The organism is Gaoshiqia sediminis, assembly GCF_025907915.1.
Lineage (GTDB): Bacteria > Bacteroidota > Bacteroidia > Bacteroidales > Prolixibacteraceae > Gaoshiqia > Gaoshiqia sediminis.
The window spans coordinates 116,609-139,586 of sequence record NZ_JAPAAF010000004.1 but is presented as its reverse complement, the minus strand read 5'-3'; the positions used below and the strand labels follow the sequence as shown (position 1 = coordinate 139,586).

Here is a 22,978-nt window from a genome sequence, read left to right as displayed (position 1 = left end):
GCCGGAATTACGTTCGGTCTTTCTTTTTTTAACTTCACTGCCTGATAAAACTGCTCCTTTTTTAACTTTGCGCTTCTAAACAAATCGGATGCAATTACTCTTTTTAGACCTCAACCTGTTACAATGGACACTCATGGCGGCGTGTGGACTGCTTATCGGTATGTCGAAAGTGGGCGTACCGGGCGTTTCACTGATCGTGGTTCCTACCCTGGCTTTTATATTCGGAGGAAAACAATCGACCGGCGTATTGCTGCCCATACTGATGATGGCCGACGTTTTTGCAGTAGCCTATTACCGGCGCCATGCCAAATGGAGTTACCTGCTGAAAATCTTACCCTGGGCATTTATCGGGATCGGACTAGCCTTATGGGTGGGCGAAATTGTGAACGATGAACAATTCAAAGACCTGATCGCCATCCTGGTTTTCGTATGCATCGGGCTGATGATTTGGCGCGACCGCAAGAAAAACAAGCTCATCCCCCACCAATGGTGGTTTGCCGCCGGAATGGGCATACTGGGCGGTTTTGCCACCATGATCGGCAATGTGGCCGGCCCCATTTTTGCCATTTACCTGCTGGCCATGCACCTTCCCAAAAACACCTTTATCGGCACTTCGGCCTGGTTTTTCCTGATTGTCAATTTCTTTAAGTTTCCGCTGCATCTGTTCATCTGGGAAACCATCAGCTGGCATACCCTATCACTTGATTTAATGACCTTTCCGGCCATCGCCCTAGGTGCGTTCCTGGGCATCCGGCTAGTGAAGATTGTCCCCGAGAAAACCTACCGGTCGGCCATCATTATCATCACAGCCATATCGGCCTTTTTACTGTTAGTTTGATAAAGCACGTGTAAGTTCATAAATACATAAAACGTTTTACAATGAATCAGTTACAAGAATTTTTCCATGATAAAGCCATTGAATCTGTACTGGATATTGGCACCGGGACCGGTGATTTTGTGATGGTGCTGGATAACGTATTTCAAGGTCGGGCACACATTACCGGCATCGATCCGGGAGAGCAATGGCTGAACGAGGCCCGCGAACGCTTTCATCAACCCCATATCGAATTTCGCCGGATGGAAGGTGAAAAGCTGGCATTTGACGACCAAAGTTTCGATGCTGTTTCTATGTCAAAAGCCCTGCACCACCTGGACGATATTACCGCCACCATGAACGAAATCAGACGTGTGCTCAAACCCGGCGGCTGGCTCATCATTGACGAGGTTTCGGCAGATGAACTCAACGAGGCGCAGGAAAACCACAAAATGTTGCACCATGTCAAATCATTCGTTGACCGGGCAAACGGCATCAGCCACCAGGAAACCTGGAGCAAGGCTGAAATCCGCGACATCCTCACCCGCCAAGGAGTTGAGATAAAACTATCGTTTCCGCACGAACTCATGGAAAATACCATCATCGACGAAACCATCCTCAACGAAAAATACCGGATGATGGAACAACACCTGGAAGTATTAAACGGCAAGCCCGGATACCACCAAATAGCCGGCCAACTGCCTCTTTTCAAGGAAAGGTTAAAAAAACACGGCTTCAAAATGGCCACCATGCTAATGGTAGTAGGACAATTCCGATAAATCAGAGGAAGAGCAGGGGCTTGTAAAATGTAACGAAATATCTCCCCATCCCTCATTTTTCTTCTCCGGAAAAGAGTCAAATTTTGCTACTTTTGTGGCAATGATCGATCAGACAACCATAGACCGTATATTAGACGCCGCGGAGATTTCGGACGTGGTGGGCGAATTTGTCACCCTGAAAAAACGCGGGGTGAACTTGCTTGGAAATTGCCCTTTTCACAACGAAAAAACACCTTCATTCACCGTTTCCCCGGCCAAGGGCATCTTTAAATGTTTTGGTTGCGGAAAAGGGGGTAACTCGGTCAACTTCATCATGGAGCACGAGTCGCTGAGCTACCCCGAAGCGCTGAAGTGGCTGGCCAAGAAATACAATATCGAGGTAAAAGACGAAGAGGAAACGCCCGAACAGAAGCTGCAGAAAGACGAACGCGAAAGTATGATGATTGTGTCGGCTTTTGCCCAGAAATACTTTACGCGCTATCTGTGGAGCGAAAACGAAGGCCGCACCATTGGGCTGAGTTACCTTCGCGAAAGGGGCATCCGCGACGAAATCATCAAAAAATATGAACTGGGCTTTTGCCCTGATGCGAAAGACACCTTCACCCAGGCAGCCCAAAAGGAAGGCTACAAAATGGATTTCCTGGAAAAAACGGGGCTGACCATCAAGCGTGACGACTGGGTTCGCGACCGCTTTGCCGGGCGGGTGATGTTTCCCATCCACAACATTGCAGGGCGAGTGATTGCCTTTGGGGGCCGCACGCTGAAAAGCGATAAAAACGTTGCCAAGTACCTCAACTCACCCGAATCAGAAATTTACCACAAAAGCCGCGTGCTGTACGGTATTTTTCAGGCTAAACGCGACATTACCCGGCTGGATAAATGTTATCTGGTAGAAGGTTACACCGATGTGCTTTCGCTCCACCAGGCCGGTATCGAAAACGTAGTGGCCTCGTCTGGAACAGCTCTTACCCCGGACCAAATCCGCCTGATCAAGCGCTTCACGCCCAACATTACCATCATTTATGATGGCGATGCAGCTGGTATCAAAGCCTCGCTGCGGGGGATCGATCTGGTGCTGGAAGAAGGCGTGAATGTGAAAGTGCTGTTGCTGCCCGATGGCGAAGACCCCGATTCGTTTGCCCGCTCGATGAGCTCGGGCCAGCTGCAGCAATACATTGCCGAACACGAAACCGACTTCATCCGCTTCAAAACCCAGTTGCTGATGAAAGGGGCCGAGAGCGACCCGATCAGCAAAGCGCGTTTGATCAACGATATTGTGCGCTCCATTGCCATGGTACCCGATGCGATTACCCGCTCGGTTTATATTCAGGAATGCAGCCGGCTGATGGACGTTCAGGAAGAGATTCTGTACACCGAAGTACGAAAAATCAAATTCCGCGACAATGAAGAGTTTCAGAAAAAAAGCTTCCGGGAGCAATCTCGGCCAGTCCAGCCGACAGTAGTTCCTACTGCGCCGGTTAAAAACACCTGCGAAATTGAGGAGCGCGAAATCATCCGGATCCTGCTGAAATATTTCCGCCACGAGGTTTTTGAGGAAGAAGGCGAAGACCCCGGTGAAACGTATAGTATATCGGTGGGGCAGTTTGTGCTTGAGGAGCTGGAGAACGACGGATTACGCTCGGACAATGAACTTATCAACAAAATGCTGGATTTGTTTGCCGAAAACCTGGAAAGCGAATCGTTCAATCCCGCACAGTTTTTCATTTACCACAGCGACCCGCAAGTGAGCCAACTTGCCAGCGACCTGTTGGCCGAAAAATACATCGAAAGCAAACGATGGAAAAAGGGTGGCGCCTTTGTGGAAGCCGAAGATGAAATACTGGACATCCTTGTCCCAAAAATTGTACAGGAATACAAGCTTCGCAAAGTGAAAAACATGTTGGCCGACCTGGAGCATAAAATACACGAAGCAGCCCAAGCTAACAACTTTGAGCAAATCATGGACCTTCAGAACCAACATATTAATCTGAAAAAAGTAGCCAAATTTCTTTCAGAACAATTGGGCAACCGCACTATTGTCTAACAAACCCAATTCATCATGAGAACACTCTTCATACAAGACCGAAACGAAATTGACAAAATAATACGCGCCTGCAAAACCTGCTATGTTGCCATGAGCGATGAAGGACAGCCGTACGTGTTGCCCATGAACTTTGCGCTGGCTGGCGACACTGTCATCCTTCATTCGGCACAACACGGGCGCATGTGGGAAACGCTGAAAAAGAACCCGCGCGTATGCATTAACTGGACATTAGGCGAAGAACTGGCCTGGCAGGATGAGCGCAACGGATGCAGCTACCGGGTAAAATCGAAATCGGTTAATGCAGAGGGCATCGTGGAGTTTGTGGAAGAGTACGATGAAAAGGTAAAATGTCTGGAGGCAACCATGGCTCAATACAGCGACCGTGAGTTTAAGTTCAACCGCCCGGCCGTGGTCAATGTGGGTATCATTAGGGTGAAGATTGTAAAAATTACCGGCAAAGAGTTCGGCGCCAAGGCAGTTACCCCGTGGAACCAATAAAAGTACCTCTTCAAATCATGCCTCGAAACTACTTCATATCACATCACATTTATTCAACCGGCAAAAAGCGGGAGGGCAGCTTATGATCTTTGTAACGGGAGGTACGGGGTTGGTGGGTTCGCACATCTTGTTTGACCTGGTGCGTACCGGACGTCGGATTCGGGCACTAAAACAGAATACCAGCAACCTCAAATTGGTCAGCAAAATCTTTTCCTATTATTCCGATGAGGCTGATCAGCTTTTCAGCCAAATTGAATGGGTGGAAGGTAACATCCTGGATTACCACAGCCTGGAAGAAGTGCTTGCCGGCGTGACCGAAATTTATCACTGCGCTGCCATCGTATCGTTTCACGCCAACGACCACGACAGCATGCTGAATAATAATGTCCGCGGAACGGCCAACCTGATCGATGCTGCCCTGTTCAACAAGGTGAAAAAATTTTGCCACGTGAGCTCTATTGCCGCTTTGGGCAAAACTACCGACGGAACCGAAATCAACGAAGAAACTTATTGGACGCCTTCCAAGCAAAAATCGGCGTACAGCCTGAGCAAATTTTTTTCCGAAATGGAAGTTTGGCGGGGCATCGAAGAGGGGCTGGATGCGGTGATCGTCAACCCGTCCATCATTTTAGGGCCGGGAAACTGGGACATTGGCAGCCCAAAACTGTTTCAGGCCATATGGAAAGGGCTGAAGTATTATACAAAAGGCGAAACCGGCTTTGTAGATGTGCGCGATGTGGCGGCAGCCATGATTGGATTGATGGATGATCAAAACTTCCCCGATACCCGAAACCAACGTTTTATCCTGAATGCAGGCAACATGAGCTACCAGGAGTTCTTCAACAAAATTGCCGATGCCCTGCAAAAGCCCAGGCCCCGTACGTTTGCACCCGACCTGATTTTGCAGATGGCCTGGCGCGCCGCTCGGCTTGCAAGCTTCTTCTCTGGAAAACGGCCCACCATTACCCGCGACACGGTTTCCGGCTCCAACCGGATCAACCACTACAACGGCAGTAAAATTAGCCAAACCATTTCTTTCAACTACCGAAACCTGGATGAAACCATCACCGATATTGCCCGGCTGTTTTTGAAAGATATCTCATGACTGATGACAGATGACTGGTGCTAAACGAACGCGCATGGCCCATTAAATTACTGATGATTAAAATACGACAAGGGGTAACCTTCCCAATTATTCAGTCCCTTGTCATGTTGCACGTTCAATATGCATCAGGTACCAATAAAAACGGGAACCTCTTTCGAAATCCCCGTTATATATATCGGTAGTCAATAACTACTTTTCAATCTCTTTCCATACCAAAGCGCTGGCCCCAACAATGGCAGCATCGCCGGGTTTCAGTTCCGAAGGAAGGATTTTGATTTTGTTTTTAAAGATTGGCAGCAAGTGAGCTTCCATACTTTCGCGTGTTGGTTTGAAAATAAATTCACCGGCTGCTGTTGGTCCGCCAAATAAGAAAATAGCCTCCGGGCTCAGGTGGTGCACCGTATCGGCCAATCCCTGTCCCAACCATTTCCCGGTTTGTTCAAACACTTCCAAAGCAACTTTGTCGCCGTGAACGGCAGCATCATAAATCGCTTTCGAATCTAACTCCTTAAACGATTTATTGGCCAGCAAGCTGTCAACTGCATTATCACGGACCATAATTTCAAAAGCGGTACGTTTCATGCCTGGCGCCGAGCAATACGCTTCGAGGTGACCTTTTGCCCCGCAGCCACACAACCGGCCGCCCGGAATCAGCGTGGTATGGCCACACTCACCGGCAAAACCATCGTGCCCGTAAACTAAATCGCCATTTACAACAACACCACTTCCAACGCCGGTACCCAGCGTGTACATCACAAAGTTTTTCATGTGTTTGGCGCCGCCGTATATCATTTCACCAATAGCAGCAGCATTGGCATCGTTGGTCAATGCCAGGGCTTTCATCGTTGGATAATTTTTCCGTAAAAGCTCCACAAAATGTACGACTCCTTTAAACGACAGGTTCGGCGCATATTCAATGGTTCCGTTATAGTAGTTCCCGTTGGGCGCACCAATACCGATTCCCAACACTTCCAAATCAGCATTCACCAATTTTACCGAATGAATCAACTCATTAACGGCATTGGTCAAATCGTTAATATACCGGTCAATATCTCCGTGTGATGGTGTTGGGATCGAATTTTTCACCATCACCTGTCCATCCTGATCAACTACTCCGATGGCTGTGTTTGTTCCGCCAACATCAATTCCTATTGCTACTTTTTTCATACGTATTTCTGAATTTTATTCTATCAATTCTTTTCTATTAAAAACTTAATCTACAGGTATGTCTTTATTGATATTCTTGCTACCAATAAGCGAATAGTACAACAAATAGGCTAATCCGATAAATGGAACCCAATAAGAAACCATGTAACCTAACTTATCGGCAATACCGTTTTGTACTAACGGTAAAATACCGCCACCAACAACCATGGTCATAAAAATACCTGAAGCAGAAGCCGTAAACTTGCCTAAACCTTCAACGGCAAGGTTGAAGATACCACCCCACATCACTGAAGTACAAAGCCCTACGAAAATAAGATACATCGCATTCACGGGAACATTTGCTGCCCTAAAACTGATTCCGCCGGTTGCAGTAGTTTGAAGAACAGGAATGGAAACAGTTGTTGCAGGTGAAGAAATAATAGCCAGCAGAACCAAGCCCATACCGACTGCCGAAGCAATAATCAACATCGACCGACTGGAAACTTTACCGCCAATTGAAGCTCCCACGAAACGCCCGATTAACATCAGAAACCAATAGGTACCGGCAACAAAACCAGCAGTGGTGGCATCCAAGCCTCCGGCCATCGGGTCAGCAAGGAATAAATTCAGTGTTCCCGGAATACCAACTTCAACCCCAACATAAACAAAAATACCTACTGCTCCCAAAATGAAGTGACGGAAAGACCAGGCACTGTGCATTGATTTTTCAATGGCCTTCATCTTATCCTTAATGATGTGCGGTTCGGGAATATTAACAAATAACAAAACCAGGCCAACCAATGCGAAAACCCCCATGGCAGTAAACATTACCGGGTTAACGTCCTTAATCGCGGTATTTTTGGTGATTTCCCCAACCAGTGCACCAACTAGCATGGGCACCAGGGTTCCTGACAATGAATTGAAAGTGGCCCCAATTTGAATTAATTGGTTTCCTTTCTTTCCACCACCACCCAGAGTATTCAACATCGGGTTTACTACGACATTCAACATACACATGGAGAAACCTGCGATGAAAGCGCCCAAAAGGTAAACTAAAAAGCTCTCGGCAACCCCGGAGAAGTATTGTACTCCAACACCAACAAAACCGACCAGGATCGCTATTAAAGCAGTTTTTTTATAGCCTATTTTTTCGAGCAATTTACCTGCTGGAATCCCCATAAAGAGATAAGCTAAAAAGTTGGCAAAGTTTCCTAACATGCCTAAAAAATTCGAGGCCTGAAATTGCGATTTCACAACGACCCCCATTGGAGCTGCCAAGTTTGTGACAAAAGAGATCATACCAAAAAGTAAGATCATCATGAAAATTGGCAATGCATAAGATTGTTTACTGTCTTGCATAATGAAGTAAATTAAGAATAGTTGGTTTAAATTATTTATTTAAAAATCTGAATAACTCCGATTTTAAACAGGCACCATGAGATGCCTTCTCGTATTGAATTCACCGGAAATTTCAGAAAAACAAAATTAAAAATTAAAATTATTTTGCCCAGTTTGCAGAAAGCTAATCGACAGCCTTACCCGAACCAAAAACATGTTGTAAAGCTTCTGTCAGAATTTGCACAGTTGAAAAAAACACGACCGAGATGACTCAAAGAAATAGTTACGGCTCATAATCAACAAATTGCATTGAAAGATTTAAGGAAAAATAACAGACCTCCATTGAGTCCAGGATTAATCAACCCCATCATCTTCAAACCCTTCAAATAATTCGTCCGGCCCATTTGGTTCACCGGGGTCCTGATAAGGAGATTGAATTTTTCTTCCCCCGTAATGATAGCGCGAGGTTAAAATATTGAGAATTTCATTGGCAGAGGATTCAACCGGCTTATTATTTACATTGATCACAGTAAACCTGCCACGCGAAAAAACCAGGTTTGCATGACGAATTTCTTCCAATATCAACTTTTCATCTACATAGTTGGTATTTCCCAAATTATTGAAACTCCGTAACCGCTTCATTCGGTGGGCAATTAGTTGTGAAACACCAATCTGCAAGCCAAATACCCTGTCGGGATCGATACTGAACAACTCGTGAGGAGGATCAATTCCCGCAACCAGCGGTACGTTGGCCACTTTCCATCCATACAGGGCAAGGTAAACGCTCAATGGGGTCTTCCCGGAACGGGATACGCCGCAAAGTACAATTTCAGCTTCACTCAAGCGCTGCGGACTGAGTCCATCGTCATGGTTCAGGGTAAATTCCATGGCATCAATCCGGTCGAAATACTGTTGGTTAATCTCCCGATACAAGCCAGGCGATTGAAGTGAAGGAATTCCCAGTGCCTTATCCAGGTAATCTCCCAGCTCACCCATAAAATCAATTTGATGAACCCCATGCTCACGGGCCAGCTCAACCAGGCGTGTCCGCAAATGTCGGTCCACCATCGTGTGGGTCACCAGTCCGCCATCTTGTTTGGCCTGCAAAATAACATTTTCCAGCTTTTCCTCATCCATCACATTGGGCACTATAATCACTGGTACATTATTTTGCGGATACTGAATCAGTGTGGATTGGACCATATTATTACCTGCCAATCCCTTCCCCCCTGAAACCACATAAATAGGAGCCGGCTTCTGATTTTTATTATGATTACTCATGCCGCAAATATTTTTCCTCAATTTAAAACAAAGAAAATACATTCTGGTTGCACATGAGCCAATGTATGGGAATACTCCAACCATGCTATCATTTCAATTATCAGACCTAACAACTATCTTTGTTAACCTTATACTTTAAAAATACAGTAGAATTATGAGTTACACAGCCAACCTAAACCGCTACGACTCCATGCCTTACAACCGATGCGGCCGCTCGGGCCTGAAATTGCCAGCCATTTCGCTCGGCTTGTGGCACAACTTCGGTGGCGTGGATGTTTTTGAAAACGGACGATCCATGCTACATCGGGCCTTTGATCTGGGCATCACCCATTTCGATCTGGCAAACAACTACGGTCCGCCACCAGGATCGGCCGAAGAAAATTTCGGGAAAATCATGAAACAAGACTTTTCGTCTTATCGCGACGAACTGATTATTTCAACCAAAGCAGGTTACCTGATGTGGCCAGGTCCATACGGCGAATGGGGAAGCCGCAAATATTTACTGGCCAGCCTCAACCAAAGCCTGAAACGGATGAAACTGGAGTACGTTGATATTTTTTATTCACACCGCCCCGATCCCGACACCCCGCTGGAAGAAACCATGATGGCCCTCGACCAGGCTGTACGCCAGGGGAAAGCTCTTTATGCAGGCATATCGAACTATCCGGCTGAAATGGCCAAAGAAGCTGCCCGGATCCTTCGCCAACTCGGAACGCCCTGCCTGATACACCAACCAAAATACAGCATGTTCGAACGCTGGGTGGAAGACGGCCTGCTGGATGTACTCGAAGAGGAAGGCATTGGCTGCATCCCCTTCTCTCCCCTTGCCCAGGGGCTGCTCACCGACAAGTACCTGAATGGCATTCCCGAAGGCTCACGCGCCTCCAAATCATGGGGGTTTCTGAAGCCCCACCAAGTAGCACCGGCTATTGACAAGGTGAAAAAACTTAACCAAATTGCCCTGCAACGCGGACAAAGCCTGGCGCAAATGGCACTTGCCTGGCTGCTGAAAGACAAACGGGTGACCTCGGTCCTGATTGGGGCCAGTTCGGTGAAACAACTCGAGGACAATGTTGCCGTGATCAACAAGCTGGCATTCACCAACGAAGAACTTGATCTAATTGAGAAAATCCTGAAAGGATAACCGAACCAAGTTTTATTCACCAGGTGACTTCGAGCCACCTGGTGAATAAAATGCCATCGGAAGCCAAAATTCTTTAACTTTGATCTACAATCCTCAAATAAAAAATACTATGAAATCAGGTTTTCTGTTGGCTCTCATTATCGTACTCTCTGTTCTCACATCCGGGTTTGCCCAAGATCAAAGCACACCGGAAAAGAAAGACCTCGTGTATAAGTTCAACATCATGGAGAACATTATGCCGGGCACATGGAGGCAAACCAAACAGGCTTTTGCCGAAGCCGACAGCCTGAACGCCGACCTGATCCTCATCCACATGAACACTTACGGGGGCACGGTGTTGGATGCCGATTCCATTCGCACCAAAATCCTCAACAGCCCCATTCCGGTATATGTGTTTATCGACAACAATGCCGCCAGTGCCGGAGCTCTCATTTCCATTGCCTGCGACAGCATTTTCATGCGTCCGGGGGCTTCTATCGGCGCCGCCACCGTGGTTAACCAAACCGGACAGCAAATGCCCGATAAATACCAGTCGTACATGCGCTCCATCATGCGGGCAACAGCCGAATCGCATGGCGGTGATACCATCATCAGCGGACAGGACACTACTTTTCATTGGTTTCGCGATCCAAAAATTGCTGAAGCCATGGTAGATGAAAGTGTTTATATTCCGGGGATAATTGACACCGGCAAAGTGCTCACTTTCACCCCTTCGGAAGCCGTGAAATATGGTTTTTGCGAAGGAATTGCCGAAAATGTACCGGAAGTATTGAAAAAAGCAGGGTTCGAAAATTACGAACTGGTGGAATACAAACCAACAACACTGGAAAAAATCATTGGTTTTTTGGTCAACCCGATTGTTTCCGGAATCCTGATCATGGCCATTTTGGGCGGCCTATATTTCGAGCTGCAAACGCCGGGCATTGGGTTCCCGTTGGCAGTTGCCCTAATTGCTGCAGTGGCCTATTTTGCCCCGCTCTACCTCGAAGGACTGGCAGCCCACTGGGAAATACTGCTGTTCATTGTCGGGTTGATCTTAATTGCTGTTGAGCTGTTTGTGCTGCCGGGGTTTGGTGTGGCGGGCATTCTGGGTATCCTGTTCACCTTTACAGGACTGGTATTGAGTTTGCTGGACAATATCAATTTCAATTTCGAGGGTGTGGATCCGGCCAAAATCACCACAGCCTTGTCCACCGTTCTTGTTGGTTTGTTTGCCGGATTTATGCTGAGTCTCGCACTCAGCAAAAAGCTGTTTTCGGCGGATACCGGCGTCTTCCGGAATCTATCGCTGCACGCAGTTCAGGAGAAAGAAAAGGGTTTTGTAGGCGTAGATACCAATATCAAAAGACTTACCGGGAAAACGGGCACTGCCTACACGGTTCTCCGCCCTTCCGGAAAAGTGATGATCGAAGGCAAAATTTACGATGCCGTAGCCAACATGGGCATGATTGACAAAGGAGAAAGCGTCGTCGTGGTCAAAGACGAAGCTGCCCAGTTGTATGTCGAAAAAGTTTAAGTCAACAGCCACTGAATTCGCCCCGTTTTATATTGAAGACTTTGGCTCCTGCCACCACTTTTTTGCCCGTTATTAAATGATGACGGGCTTCTTTTTTGCCGGGGAAGCTTTCATTAAATGATCAAGCCTCCTTTTTTCAGTTCGACGGCCTTTCATTAAATGATGAAATCCCCTTTTTTCAGTTGGACGAGCTTTCATTAAATGATGAAACGCTCCTTTTTTGCAGGGAGGCCTGTCATTAAATAATAAAGCCTGTCTTTTTCGTTGGGCAGCCCTTCATTAAATGATGACGGACAGACAATGGCGGCCAGCCAAACCTTCACTTTTTGATGGCGAAGCAATGGCGGCTTGCCACGGAACCTCCATCTTTCACTGAACACGTAAATTCCCGTTTTCCACCCAAATCATGTATATTTGGCTGTTCTTCCTGAACAATTTTTGCCGTTCGGGAATTTTATATAGAAAAGGATCGTGGATGAAAACGTTTATTTCAAATTATATTTCCGAGCTGGTCTATCTGTTCAACGAGATGGCTCCGTGGCTGTTGCTGGGCTTGGTTTTTGCTGGTTTGCTGAGGGTATTTTTTCCGCAGGATAGGGTTCAGAAATACATGGGCAAACCGACAACCAAATCAGCTGTAAATGCATCGTTACTGGGAATACCAATGCCTTTGTGCTCATGTGGGGTCATTCCAACCGGAATTTCCTTTTTCAAGAATGGGGCTTCGCGGGGCGCAACCAACTCGTTTTTGATTTCCACTCCGCAAACCGGGGTCGATTCTATATTTGCCACCTACTCCATGCTGGGCTGGCCCTTTGCCATTCTTCGGCCAATTGTTGCCTTTGTGACCGGAATTGCAGGCGGTATCTTAACCAACTGGCTGGTAAAAGAAAAGCCAATAGCAAAGCCCGCATTTGCCGGTTTATCAATGGCCACTGCTACTGAAAAAAGCGAACAAAGTGTTCTTATTTCATCAAAAACGAGTGACAAAAAAGCACCAACCTGCGACGATGACTCATGCGACTGTCATACAGAAAAACCGAAGGGCAATGCTTTTGTACGAGCTTCCCACTATGCTTTTATTGAACTTTTGCAAGATATAGCCAAATGGCTAATTATTGGCTTCCTCATTGCCGCATTAATTTCGGTTATATTGCCCGACGACTTTTTCAGCTCTTTCCAGGGATGGGGAATTCTGGAAATCCTGATTATCCTGGCTGCGTCAGTGCCTATTTACATTTGTGCCACGGGCTCGATTCCCATTGCAGCCGTACTGTTAATGAAAGGTGTTTCGCCTGGTGCTGCACTTGTTTTCCTGATGGCAGGCCCGGCAACCAACGTAGCCACCATAACGGTTATCGGAAATACAATGGGCAAAAGATCCCTGTTGGTTTACCTGGGAACCATTACCGGCGGGGCAGTAATTTTTGGAATGCTTACCAACTGGCTGATCCCAACCGACCTGATCATGAGCCAGATTGCCCACATCCACGGCGATGGTGAACACGAAATGCTCCCCAAATGGCTGCAAGTTGGTTCATCAATATTGCTGGTTGGCTCGTTAATTTTTGGCTATTTTTACGAACGTTACGAGAAGTCACGTAAATCAACCAAGAGTATGGAATTTAAAACCTTGAAAGTGGAAGGGATGACCTGCTCCCACTGCGAAGCCAGTGTAAACAGCAACCTGCTAAAGCTGGACGGTATTGAAGAAGTAATTGCCGATAAAAATACTGCGGCGGTAAAAATTGCCGGCAACAAAATTAACCTGGATGAAATCGAAAAAATAATTACCGAAATCGGGTATCAATACAAAGGAGAAATGTAATGGGCCTGCTCCAACTCGGCTTAATCATTTTCAGCGTATTACCAGTTTTGGCAAATGCCCTGCTGGGCTATCAGCTGTTACGCAACGGACAAGGCATCTTGGGAAAGCCGACCATTTCGCCGGTCTTATTTTACCTGTCCAAAAGCATCACCGGGCTGGCCTTTGGCCTTCTGCTGGCCGCTTGCGCCCATTCCCGTTTTTTCGAATTGTTTCCCTGGCTTATCCAGGACAATATACCCGAAGTGCAAAAACTCATGGCGCTCATTTTCATGTTTGGCGGAAACCTCCTGCTGGTTCCGGCCTACTACAGCCTGAGCATTTTTACCCGGGTTGGTTTGCCAACATCACCACACATTCTGCACACCGAAGGCGTCTTCCGCATCAGCCGAAACCCGATGTACACCAGCTTTTTTTTCTTCTTTCCTGCCTGTTTTTTGCTCGTCCCAAGTATTCTGGTGGCATTATTACTAATTTTCAACCTGACAATCCACCACCTGATCATTCTGAATGAGGAAAAGTTTATGGCCACCGAGTTTGGCGAAGAATACCTTACCTATAAAAAAAATACAGCCCGCTATCTGTGATTGCAGAGACTTCTTCGCTCAGCCTATTCACATTGTCAATTTCACAAAGTATATTTGTCCTGATGGCCCATTTTACTCAAGTGATTTGGCCGGAAAATTTGTTCACCAATTAAACTACTAACTATGAAACTAATCAATTTACTTTTTCTCCTTTTACTGATTTCATCAGCTGGTTTAAAGGCACAAACTGCGACACATTCTTATTTCCCGGAGGAACAACTCATAACCGTTGGAGCTTATTATTATCCTGAACACTGGCCCGAATCGCAATGGGAACGCGATTTGGGGAAAATGGCTGAAATGGGATTCGAATTCACCCATTTTGGTGAATTTGCATGGGCTTTTATGGAACCGGAAGAAGGAAAATATGATTTTGCCTGGCTGGACAAAGCCGTAAAAATAGCCGCAGAAAAAGGGCTGAAGGTGGTCATGTGTACCCCCACGCCCTGCCCTCCTATCTGGATGTCGGTCGAACATCCGGACATTTACCGCATGGACAAAGACGGAAAAATGTTGTTCCATGGCTCGCGGGCCAATTATTCAACTTCCAGCGATTTATTCCAGGATTATACAGAGAAAATTGTTGTGGAATTAGCCAAACGATACGGAAACAACCCTACTGTAATTGGCTGGCAATTGGACAATGAGCCCAATTCGCTGGAAGATTACAGTCCGAATGCACAGGCAAAATTTCGCCTATGGCTGAAAGAGAAATACGGATCGATTGAAGAATTAAACCACGCTTGGGGAAACAAATTCTGGAGCTGGCTATACCAGGATTTCGAACAAATCAATATTCCCAATCCTGCCATTCAATATGGGGTAAGTCCTACCGGCTTGCTGGATTACCACCGCTTTCTGGCTGACAAACAAGCCCAGTTTCTGGATTTTCAAGCCAGCATTTTAAAGAAATACATTTCGGAAGACCAGTGGATCACCTCCAACTACATCCATTCGATCACTTCATCTGATCCGCGCAGGCCAAAAGAGTTCACTTTCAGCTGCTACACGATGTATCCGGTGAGCAGCGAGAAAAATGTGGGCGACAACGGTTTCCGGCTGGGCATCCACAACAACATCAGTTTTGCCAACGACTTTTACCGCCCGATAAACGGCGTTACCGGTGTAATGGAGCTACAACCCGGCCAGGTAAACTGGGCCCCCATTAACCCGATTCCGGAGCCGGGCGCTGTCAATATGTGGCTGTGGAATGCATGGGCAGGTGGTTCATCGTTTGCCTGCACGTACCGCTTCCGCCAACCGCTTTACGGTTCGGAGCAATACCACCACGGCATTATCGGCCCTGACGGTGTCACCCCGTCCCGCGGTGGATTGGAATACGAGCAATTCATCAACCAGATAAAAGAACTGCGTACCCAATACGACCCGAAAGCAGAAATGCCCCGGGAATTGCTGAAAAAGAAAACGGCCATCCTCTGGAGTCACGATAACCTTTGGGATACCGAGATCTCCAAACGAACCCGGCAGTGGAACACCTGGTCATTCGTAAAAAGTTACTACGACATTCTGAAATCGTTTGGCTGTCCGGTGGACATTATTACGGAAGAAAACAACTTTTCGGATTACGAATTCTTGCTCGTTCCGGCCTATCAAATGGTGGATGAAAAACTGATCGGACGTTGGAAGAAATATGCAGAGGAAGGCGGACAACTGATTATTACTTGCCGTACCGGGCACAAGGACCGGAACGGGCACCTCTTTGAAGCCCAATGGGCCGAGCCGATGTGGAACCTGATCGGGGCAAAAATTGACGGCTACGACCTGATGCTGGAAGACGGGAACGGACTTGTTTCATTCAACGGAAAACAATACCGATGGAACAATTGGGGAGAACAACTGATTGCGAATGAAGGTACGGAAGTGCTGGCCAACTACGACAATCAGTTTTATAAAGGAATGACTGCCGCAGTTACACGCAAAGCCGGAAAAGGTACGGTCACTTATATCGGTATAGATACGGACGACAAAAACCTGGAAAAAGACCTGATGGCTGAGGTTTATAAAAAAGCAGGCGCCAACATTGAAAATCTGCCCAAAGGTGTTTTTATAGAATGGGAAGATGGTTTTTACGTGGCGGTCAACTATTCGTCGCAGCCCTATGAACTGCCAATAAGCGAACCGGCCAAAATTCTGGTTGGCAGCAAAACCCTGACCAGCCCAGGCGTTACCGTTTGGAAAGAATAAACAAAAGGAAAAACCCGAACAAAAAAATCCCGGTCAAATCAATGGCCGGGATTTTTTCGAACTAAAAAACGGAGATTACTGTTGGTTGAATTTCCGGATACCTTCATCCAGAAATTCTATAAAGTTATTCGGGTTCAAATCATAGGCTTTTGGCGCAACCAGCATATTGCCGTCGGTATCCAGCAAAACATAGTAAGGCTGTGCATTTACGCCAAAATGGGTGATCTGGAAATCAGCGTATTTTTTCCCCAGCGTCTTTTTTACCTTTCCGTCATAAGCCGAAGTTACCCACTCACTTTCCGGCAAGGTGGTTTTATCGTCAACATACAACGCTATAATGACAAACTCTTTTTTGAGGCGCTCCAGCACCCGCGGATCGGACCAAACAGTGGCTTCCATCTCGCGGCAGTTTACGCAGCCGTGTCCGGTGAAATCAATGAAGACGGGTTTATTCAGGGCCTTGGCACACGCCATTCCTTGTTCATAATCGAAATAACCATTCAGCCCGTGGGGCAAATGCAGGAAATCATCATATTTCGGGTTGTCACACAATTCATTTACGCCATTAAACGCATGAGTGCCAGTCGATGAAGTAACTAGTCTCACCTCATCACGGATGATTTTGTGCAAATCAAAATCATGTGTCGTTTGCGGAGGCAGATAACCGGAAATGGATTTTAGTGGCGCACCAAACATACCGGGGATCAGGTAAATCACAAACGAAAAGGTGATTATGGCCATCATTAACCTGGGAACGGAAACGTGCTTCACATCACTGTCGTGCGAGAACTTCAACTTTCCAAGCAGATAGAAGCCCAACAATACAAAAATGACAATCCAGATCGCCAGATATACCTCACGGTCAAGAATTCCCCAATGATAGGTTTGGTCGGCGATGCTAAGGAATTTCAGGCCAAGCGCCAGTTCCAGGAAGCCAAGCACTACTTTTACCGAATTTAGCCATCCGCCTGATTTTGGCAAATTGCTTAACCAGCCAGGGAACAAGGCAAATAAGGTAAACGGCAGTGCAAAAGCCAACGCAAAACCAAACATGCCAATAATCGGTTTTAATACCGCGCCCCCTGCCGACTCAACCAGAATAGCGCCAACAATGGGCCCTGTGCAGGAGAAAGAAACCAACACCAGCGTCAATGCCATGAAGAAAGAGCCCAAAAAACCGCCTTTATCAACCTGGCTGTCGGACTTATTGACCAGCCAACCGGGCAGGACAATCTCGAACATGCCGAAAAACGAGAAGGCGAAAATCATGAAAATGAGAAAAAACAGCGTGTTTGGCACCCAATGGGTACTCAGCCAGTTTGCGGCATCCGGCCCAAACAGCACCGCAACCAGCGTTCCCACAATGGTATAAATGGCAATGATCGAAAGCCCGTAGAAAACCGCATGCAACTTTGCAGTTAGTTTATTTTCTCCGCTCTTCATGAAGAATGAAACCGTCATCGGGATCATCGGAAAAACACAAGGCGTCAAGATTGCAGCCAGTCCGGCCAAAAAGGAGAAAAAGAAAAACAGCCACATCGTTTCAATGGAGCCCTCTTTTCCTTTGTCGGTCATTATTTTTATCGGAGGCGTTTGTTGCTTCTCCCCGCTTACCCCGGCAGCACCCTCTTGATCGGGGGAAGTATTGAATTCGAAGTTAAAATCGACCTCGGTTGGAGGCAAGCAAGTTTCATCGTCGCAGCACATAAACTCCACATAACCGCTTATTTCAACCGGCTGGTCAGATTTCAGCCGAATGGTTTGAATGAACTCAGCCTCGTGACTGAAATACCGAAGATCCATTTGAAAGGTCTCATCAAACTTCTCGGTCGGTTCCGGAATTTTAGTCAACTCGCCAATCAACTCAAACTGGCTGGTATCGCTATAATTAATTGAAGTTGGCACCGGACCGCCATCCGGCAGGCTGGTATCGTATAAATGCCATTTTTCTTCAATGGTAGCTTTAAAAATCAGTTGCACTTCATCGCCCTGTTGCCTGGAATCAAAAGACCATTTTACAGGCTCAAGAATTTGAGAAAACGACTGCAGAGAAAACAGGATCAATGCGATAAAAAGAGTTATTTGCTTCATCGTTCAAAATTTATATGAATGGCACAAAAATAAGCGGTATCGCCTAAAACCTATAAAAACGGTAGGTTGATAATTGACCGAAAAGGGTTGAAAAAGGTTCTAGTCCCCCATCAGGATGCATTTTATTTTTGTTGATTGTACAAGGCGATAGCCTCTTTCCGGCTCGATACCCCCAGTCGTTTGTATAAATTATTGATGTGGGTTTTTACGGTACTCAGCTCAATAAACAAATCGGCAGCAATCTCTTTGTTGGTTTTTCCGGCAGCCAGGCTTTCCCATATCAGGCGTTCTTTTTCGGTCAACAGATTTTTAAGCTCCACAGCTTTATCACTTGACCGATTACGACGCTTCCGAAAAAGCAGGAACAGCAGAAAAAAGATAATGGCTGCCTCGCCCCAGATAATCCAGGTGCGCCAGGGCTTTGTAATTTTGGGGATCTCACAAACCAGATCGCGATACCCGACCAAATTAGTTATCAAATTATTGTATGCATGCGCATAAAAATGTTTAGGGTGGGAAACTGCCAACCGATCCTGAAAGCTGAAGTAAAAACCGGGGTTTCTCAGAAAGTCTGTTTCCTTATCCGCAATGTGATAAATAGCGAATAATCCAACGAGCGGATCATCGCATCCTTCAACAAACTCACGAATATATTTATTTAAACTTTGGCTATAAAAATCCCGTTTGGCAACCGTATTAATTTCCTGGATAAGCTTACGCTTCTGGTAATATGCATTCTCGAATTCATTTAACCGTACGTTTCTTGCAGCACCGGTGATCTGTACAGCACCAAACACCTGGTAGGGATCACTATTCTCAAGATAGATACTATCCTGATTATTTAATATCAGGTGAACAAAATTCCGGACCGAATCGGTCATAAACTCAACGGCAAACAAGTTGTTGCGAACAAGGTACAGACGATAAAAACGCGGATCATCGGGCATATCCTGTCCCGAAAGCCGAAAATTGCCGTCCGGTTCAATAAAGGTTTCATTGACAATAAATTCAGGGGAAGCTACAAACAAATTTTCCGGCGAATTGATGGACGCCAGGTAAATGCGTGGTTGCCAATCAGAGGAAATGTTCAGCTTTCCGATGATTTCGTAAGCATGCGATCCTCCGGTCAGAAATACAAACAACAAAAACAGGATGGTTCTGGTCATGATAACAGCTTAAAAACATCCCTAAAATAACAAATCCCGGTCATTTTGCCCGGGACTTGCCATTAAAGTATTATTTCTTCCATATTATCATCAAAAAAATGGTACTCCAAGAAACTCATGGAATTCACTCCTTCAATGGTAACACGTCTTAAAAATTTGAAAGCCCATTTTCGCTTTTGGGACATCAGTCCCTTAGTTAAAAATGCAGCAACGTAAGGATGAACTTTTAAGGTCAAACCCTTTTTATTCAGGTCCTTAAAAATATAATTGACCTTATTATCCAGTTCATCTGTAAAGAGAATTGTCGGCGTTACTTTTCCGGTTCCCTTGCATGACGGACAAACTTCAGCTGTCTCAACATGCTCTTCGGGCCGGACCCGTTGGCGCGTTATCTGCATCAAACAAAACTTGCTTAAAGGCAATATGTTGTGTTTGGTGCGGTCGGCGCCCATCGCCTCTTTCATGCGTTCATAAACCTTTAGTCGGTTTTCGGCATTGTGCATATCGATAAAATCGATAACGATAATGCCCCCCATGTCCCTCAACCTCAATTGTCGTGCAATTTCCTCAGCAGCTGCAAGGTTCACCTCCAGTGCGTTGGTTTCCTGATCAACTCCCGCTTTCGAGCGGTTACCACTGTTCACATCGATAACGTGAAAAGCTTCGGTGTGTTCGATGATCAGATAAGCCCCGCTTTTAAATGAAACGGTTTTTCCAAATGACGACTTAATTTGCTTCTCGATCCCGAAATGTTCAAATATAGGCTGACCGCCTTTATACAATTTGACAATCTTTCGTTTCTCCGGATCGATCGTTCCAAGGTATTCTGCGATGTCATCGGCAACAGCAGCATCATTTACAATTACGCTGCTGAAATTTGGGTTATAAATATCCCGCAACAGGGCGGTTGTCCGGTCGATTTCACCCACGATTAAAGACGGCGCCTGGGCTCGCTTTAATTTTTGGAAAATCGTTTCAAACTTGGCGACCAGTTTCTTCAGTTCCTGGTCCAATTCGGCCACGCGCTTTCCTTCAGCGACGGTCCGGACAATGACACCATATTTCCTCGGCCTGATACTTTGAATCAATTTCTTCAGCCGGTTCTTTTCTTCGGTTGAGCTGATTTTCTGAGAAATACTGATTTTCTCACTAAACGGCATCAACACTAAATTTCTTCCTGCAATTGATAGTTCGGAGGTCAACCGGGGCCCCTTGGTTGATATGGGCTCTTTGGCAATTTGTACCAGAATATTCTGTCCGGCCTTTAGCACCTCTGTAACTTTGCCCTCTTTGTTAATGTCGGGCTCTGATTGGATTTTTGACAGCGAAGAAATACGGTTTTTGGGAGAACTGGCAATTTTCATGAACTTATTTAAAGTTGAAAACTGCGGCCCCATGTCGAGATAATGCAAGAATGCATCTTTTTCATACCCAACGTCGATGAATGCAGCGTTTAAGCTCGGCATAATTTTTTTGACCCTGGCTAAATAAATATCGCCAACTGCAAATTTTGCTCCGCTTTTTTCCCTTGTTAGCTCAACTAAGCGTTTATTTTCTAATAAGGCAATAACGACTTCCGAGGGAGTGACATCAATAATCAGATCGCTACTCACAACGTTTTTAAATTAGAAATTAGTTTCGCATAAATACGACTCATAAAACAGATTAAACCTAAAACACCCGTGTGCTTTAGGTTTAACCAACAGAACGTTATAGTTTTACCTAAAAAGGGAAAACTATTTCTTCTTTTTATGTCTGTTTTTACGTAGTCTTTTTTTACGCTTGTGCGTTGACATCTTGTGTCTTTTTCTTTTTTTTCCGCTTGGCATAATTTACTTTTTTACTTGGTCCTTAACTTGAGATACAAATGTTTTCGCCGGTTTAAACGACGGAATAAAGTGCTCAGGAATGATAATTGTTGTATTCCTTGAAATATTTCGGGCTGTTTTCTCTGCTCTTTTTTTCACGATGAAACTTCCAAAACCACGCAGGTAAACGTTTCTACCTTCAGTTAAAGAATCTTTTACAGTTTCCATGAAAGCTTCCACTGCTTTTTGAACAGTTACTTTTTCAATCCCTGTGTTCTTGCTAATTTCGTTAACAATATCTGCTTTAGTCATCTCTTAAAATATTTAGTTTTCAATAAATTATATTTTCGCCTTAATCGGTGTGCAAAAATAAAAATTATTTGAGAACTAGAAACATATGAATTGAATTATTTTTGCAATTCACAAAGATTCTAAAGCAGTTATGGAGAATTTGAAAGCAATTGCCGCCGACTTATTGCAATGGTACACCATTAATAAGAGGACGCTTCCCTGGCGGGAAAATAATGCGCCGTATTCGGTTTGGCTCTCCGAAATTATTTTACAACAAACTCGAATTAACCAAGGTTTGTCGTATTACCTCCGTTTTTTGGAAAAATACCCGACGATAACCCATTTTGCCAACGCCAGCGAAGACGACATCCTGAAACTTTGGCAAGGCCTGGGGTACTACTCCCGGGCAAGAAACATGCACCACACAGCCCAAAACATTGTTAATCAACACCATGAAAATTTTCCAAAAAACTACTCGGAGTTGTTAAAATTTAAAGGAGTAGGAGAATATACTGCCGCCGCTATCGCTTCCATTTCATTCAACTTGCCACACGCGGTAGTTGACGGAAATGTTTATCGGGTACTTTCCCGCTTGTTTGCTATCTCCACTCCAATAGATACCACCGAAGGAAAAAAGACTTTCAAAGAACTTGCCAACCAACTGATTGACAAAGACTATCCAGGGGACTACAACCAGGCAATCATGGAGTTTGGAGCCTTGCAATGTACCCCCAGGAATCCGGATTGTGATAGTTGCCCATTTCGGAATAGATGTGTTGCCCGCCAAACCAATCTGGTTGACCAGTTTCCGGTGAAGGTCGGAAAACAAAAAATCAAACACCGGTATTTTAATTATCTGCTGATTGATGCAGGGCAGAAAACGTTTTTAAATAAACGAACGAAAAGTGATATCTGGAAAAACTTATACGAATTCCCGGTTATTGAGACTGACCACAAAGCTGAAGTAACAGAACTTGAAGAAGGACTATTGAAATTTTTCAGCAACCTGGATTTCGAAATCAACGGGATAAGTCCCTGGCACAAACAGGTCCTCAGTCACCAGCACATTCATTACAGGTTTATCCATATTCGCACATGTTACAAAAAAAACATGCTTTCTTCCCTCATCAAAGTGAATAAAAAAGATATTTTTAACTTTGCTGTTCCGAAACCGATTGAACGGGAATTGGAAAGATTAAATTGGTGAGAACGCTGGTTAATTCGGGAAAGAGTTACGTTCCGTAAAAAAATATACATTGTTCGTAAAATTATGAACTTAATGTTCCTGTTTTCAAGGAGGAATGTTGTAAATTTATTTTGTTAATTTTAAACTTATAATA

At 45.4% G+C, this 22,978-nt stretch carries 18 protein-coding genes; 11 read left to right on the top strand and 7 right to left on the bottom strand.

The annotated features are described in order from the left end of the window. Positions 1 to 88 precede the first annotated feature (88 nt). The 5 genes from N2K84_RS04665 to N2K84_RS04645 all read left to right on the top strand — a co-directional run bounded on the left by N2K84_RS04665 (position 89) and on the right by N2K84_RS04645 (position 5,240). Positions 89 to 838 carry a sulfite exporter TauE/SafE family protein gene (locus N2K84_RS04665; protein ID WP_282590617.1) on the top strand — a complete coding sequence of 250 codons (750 nt, stop codon included), beginning with the start codon at positions 89 to 91 and terminating at the stop codon, positions 836 to 838. 26 nt (positions 839 to 864) lie between these two features. After that, positions 865 to 1,593, top strand: a complete 729-nt coding sequence (locus N2K84_RS04660) for a class I SAM-dependent methyltransferase (protein ID WP_282590697.1) — start codon at positions 865 to 867, stop codon at positions 1,591 to 1,593. A 100-nt stretch (positions 1,594 to 1,693) separates the two neighbouring features. Then, entirely contained in the window at positions 1,694 to 3,637 is a 1,944-nt protein-coding gene (gene dnaG, locus N2K84_RS04655) for a DNA primase (protein WP_282590696.1), read from the top strand. Between the two features lie 15 nt (positions 3,638 to 3,652). After that, positions 3,653 to 4,135 carry a pyridoxamine 5'-phosphate oxidase family protein gene (locus tag N2K84_RS04650; protein ID WP_282590616.1) on the top strand — a complete coding sequence of 161 codons (483 nt, stop codon included), beginning with the start codon at positions 3,653 to 3,655 and terminating at the stop codon, positions 4,133 to 4,135. An 82-nt stretch (positions 4,136 to 4,217) separates the two neighbouring features. Next, on the top strand, positions 4,218 to 5,240 hold the full coding sequence (locus N2K84_RS04645; protein WP_282590615.1) for an NAD-dependent epimerase/dehydratase family protein: 1,023 nt from the start codon (positions 4,218 to 4,220) through the stop codon (positions 5,238 to 5,240). A 189-nt stretch (positions 5,241 to 5,429) separates the two neighbouring features. Here N2K84_RS04645 and N2K84_RS04640 read toward each other — a convergent pair whose 3' ends face one another. The 3 genes from N2K84_RS04640 to N2K84_RS04630 all read right to left on the bottom strand — a co-directional run bounded on the left by N2K84_RS04640 (position 5,430) and on the right by N2K84_RS04630 (position 9,005). Continuing rightward, positions 5,430 to 6,407, bottom strand: a complete 978-nt coding sequence (locus N2K84_RS04640) for an ROK family protein (protein WP_282590614.1) — start codon at positions 6,405 to 6,407, stop codon at positions 5,430 to 5,432. Between the two features lie 45 nt (positions 6,408 to 6,452). Beyond that, positions 6,453 to 7,745, bottom strand: coding sequence for an MFS transporter (locus N2K84_RS04635; protein ID WP_282590613.1), 1,293 nt, complete (start codon positions 7,743 to 7,745; stop codon positions 6,453 to 6,455). 333 nt (positions 7,746 to 8,078) lie between these two features. After that, entirely contained in the window at positions 8,079 to 9,005 is a 927-nt protein-coding gene (locus tag N2K84_RS04630) for a pyruvate, water dikinase regulatory protein (RefSeq protein WP_282590612.1), read from the bottom strand. 154 nt (positions 9,006 to 9,159) lie between these two features. On the opposite strand from N2K84_RS04630, the gene mgrA reads away from it, so the two are divergent. The 5 genes from mgrA to N2K84_RS04605 all read left to right on the top strand — a co-directional run bounded on the left by mgrA (position 9,160) and on the right by N2K84_RS04605 (position 16,282). Beyond that, the gene (gene mgrA / locus N2K84_RS04625) at positions 9,160 to 10,149 is read left to right on the top strand and encodes an L-glyceraldehyde 3-phosphate reductase (protein ID WP_282590611.1); all 990 of its coding nucleotides are present in this window, start codon (positions 9,160 to 9,162) and stop codon (positions 10,147 to 10,149) included. Positions 10,150 to 10,258: 109 nt separating this feature from the next. After that, on the top strand, positions 10,259 to 11,665 hold the full coding sequence (locus N2K84_RS04620) for an NfeD family protein (RefSeq protein WP_282590610.1): 1,407 nt from the start codon (positions 10,259 to 10,261) through the stop codon (positions 11,663 to 11,665). A 475-nt stretch (positions 11,666 to 12,140) separates the two neighbouring features. Next, positions 12,141 to 13,493 carry an SO_0444 family Cu/Zn efflux transporter gene (locus N2K84_RS04615; protein ID WP_282590609.1) on the top strand — a complete coding sequence of 451 codons (1,353 nt, stop codon included), beginning with the start codon at positions 12,141 to 12,143 and terminating at the stop codon, positions 13,491 to 13,493. Continuing rightward, on the top strand, positions 13,493 to 14,077 hold the full coding sequence (locus N2K84_RS04610) for a methyltransferase family protein (RefSeq protein ID WP_282590608.1): 585 nt from the start codon (positions 13,493 to 13,495) through the stop codon (positions 14,075 to 14,077). The genes N2K84_RS04615 and N2K84_RS04610 overlap by 1 nt, the downstream gene beginning before the upstream one ends. A gap of 123 nt (positions 14,078 to 14,200) precedes the next feature. Next, positions 14,201 to 16,282, top strand: a complete 2,082-nt coding sequence (locus tag N2K84_RS04605; protein WP_282590607.1) for a beta-galactosidase — start codon at positions 14,201 to 14,203, stop codon at positions 16,280 to 16,282. A gap of 75 nt (positions 16,283 to 16,357) precedes the next feature. Here the strand turns inward: N2K84_RS04605 and N2K84_RS04600 are convergent, their stop codons facing one another. The 4 genes from N2K84_RS04600 to N2K84_RS04585 all read right to left on the bottom strand — a co-directional run bounded on the left by N2K84_RS04600 (position 16,358) and on the right by N2K84_RS04585 (position 21,659). Continuing rightward, the gene (locus tag N2K84_RS04600; RefSeq protein WP_282590606.1) at positions 16,358 to 18,373 is read right to left on the bottom strand and encodes a protein-disulfide reductase DsbD family protein; all 2,016 of its coding nucleotides are present in this window, start codon (positions 18,371 to 18,373) and stop codon (positions 16,358 to 16,360) included. A gap of 122 nt (positions 18,374 to 18,495) precedes the next feature. Next, positions 18,496 to 19,539: a helix-turn-helix domain-containing protein gene (locus N2K84_RS04595; RefSeq protein WP_282590605.1), complete on the bottom strand. Its 1,044-nt coding sequence runs from the start codon at positions 19,537 to 19,539 to the stop codon at positions 18,496 to 18,498. A 62-nt stretch (positions 19,540 to 19,601) separates the two neighbouring features. Then, a complete protein-coding gene (locus tag N2K84_RS04590) occupies positions 19,602 to 21,152 on the bottom strand; it encodes an Rne/Rng family ribonuclease (protein ID WP_282590604.1) in 1,551 nt (516 codons plus the stop codon). Between the two features lie 219 nt (positions 21,153 to 21,371). After that, complete coding sequence (locus N2K84_RS04585) at positions 21,372 to 21,659, bottom strand: HU family DNA-binding protein (protein WP_282590603.1); 288 nt, start codon at positions 21,657 to 21,659, stop codon at positions 21,372 to 21,374. A 130-nt stretch (positions 21,660 to 21,789) separates the two neighbouring features. On the opposite strand from N2K84_RS04585, the gene mutY reads away from it, so the two are divergent. Continuing rightward, entirely contained in the window at positions 21,790 to 22,845 is a 1,056-nt protein-coding gene (mutY, locus tag N2K84_RS04580; RefSeq protein WP_282590602.1) for an A/G-specific adenine glycosylase, read from the top strand. Positions 22,846 to 22,978: the final 133 nt, after the last annotated feature.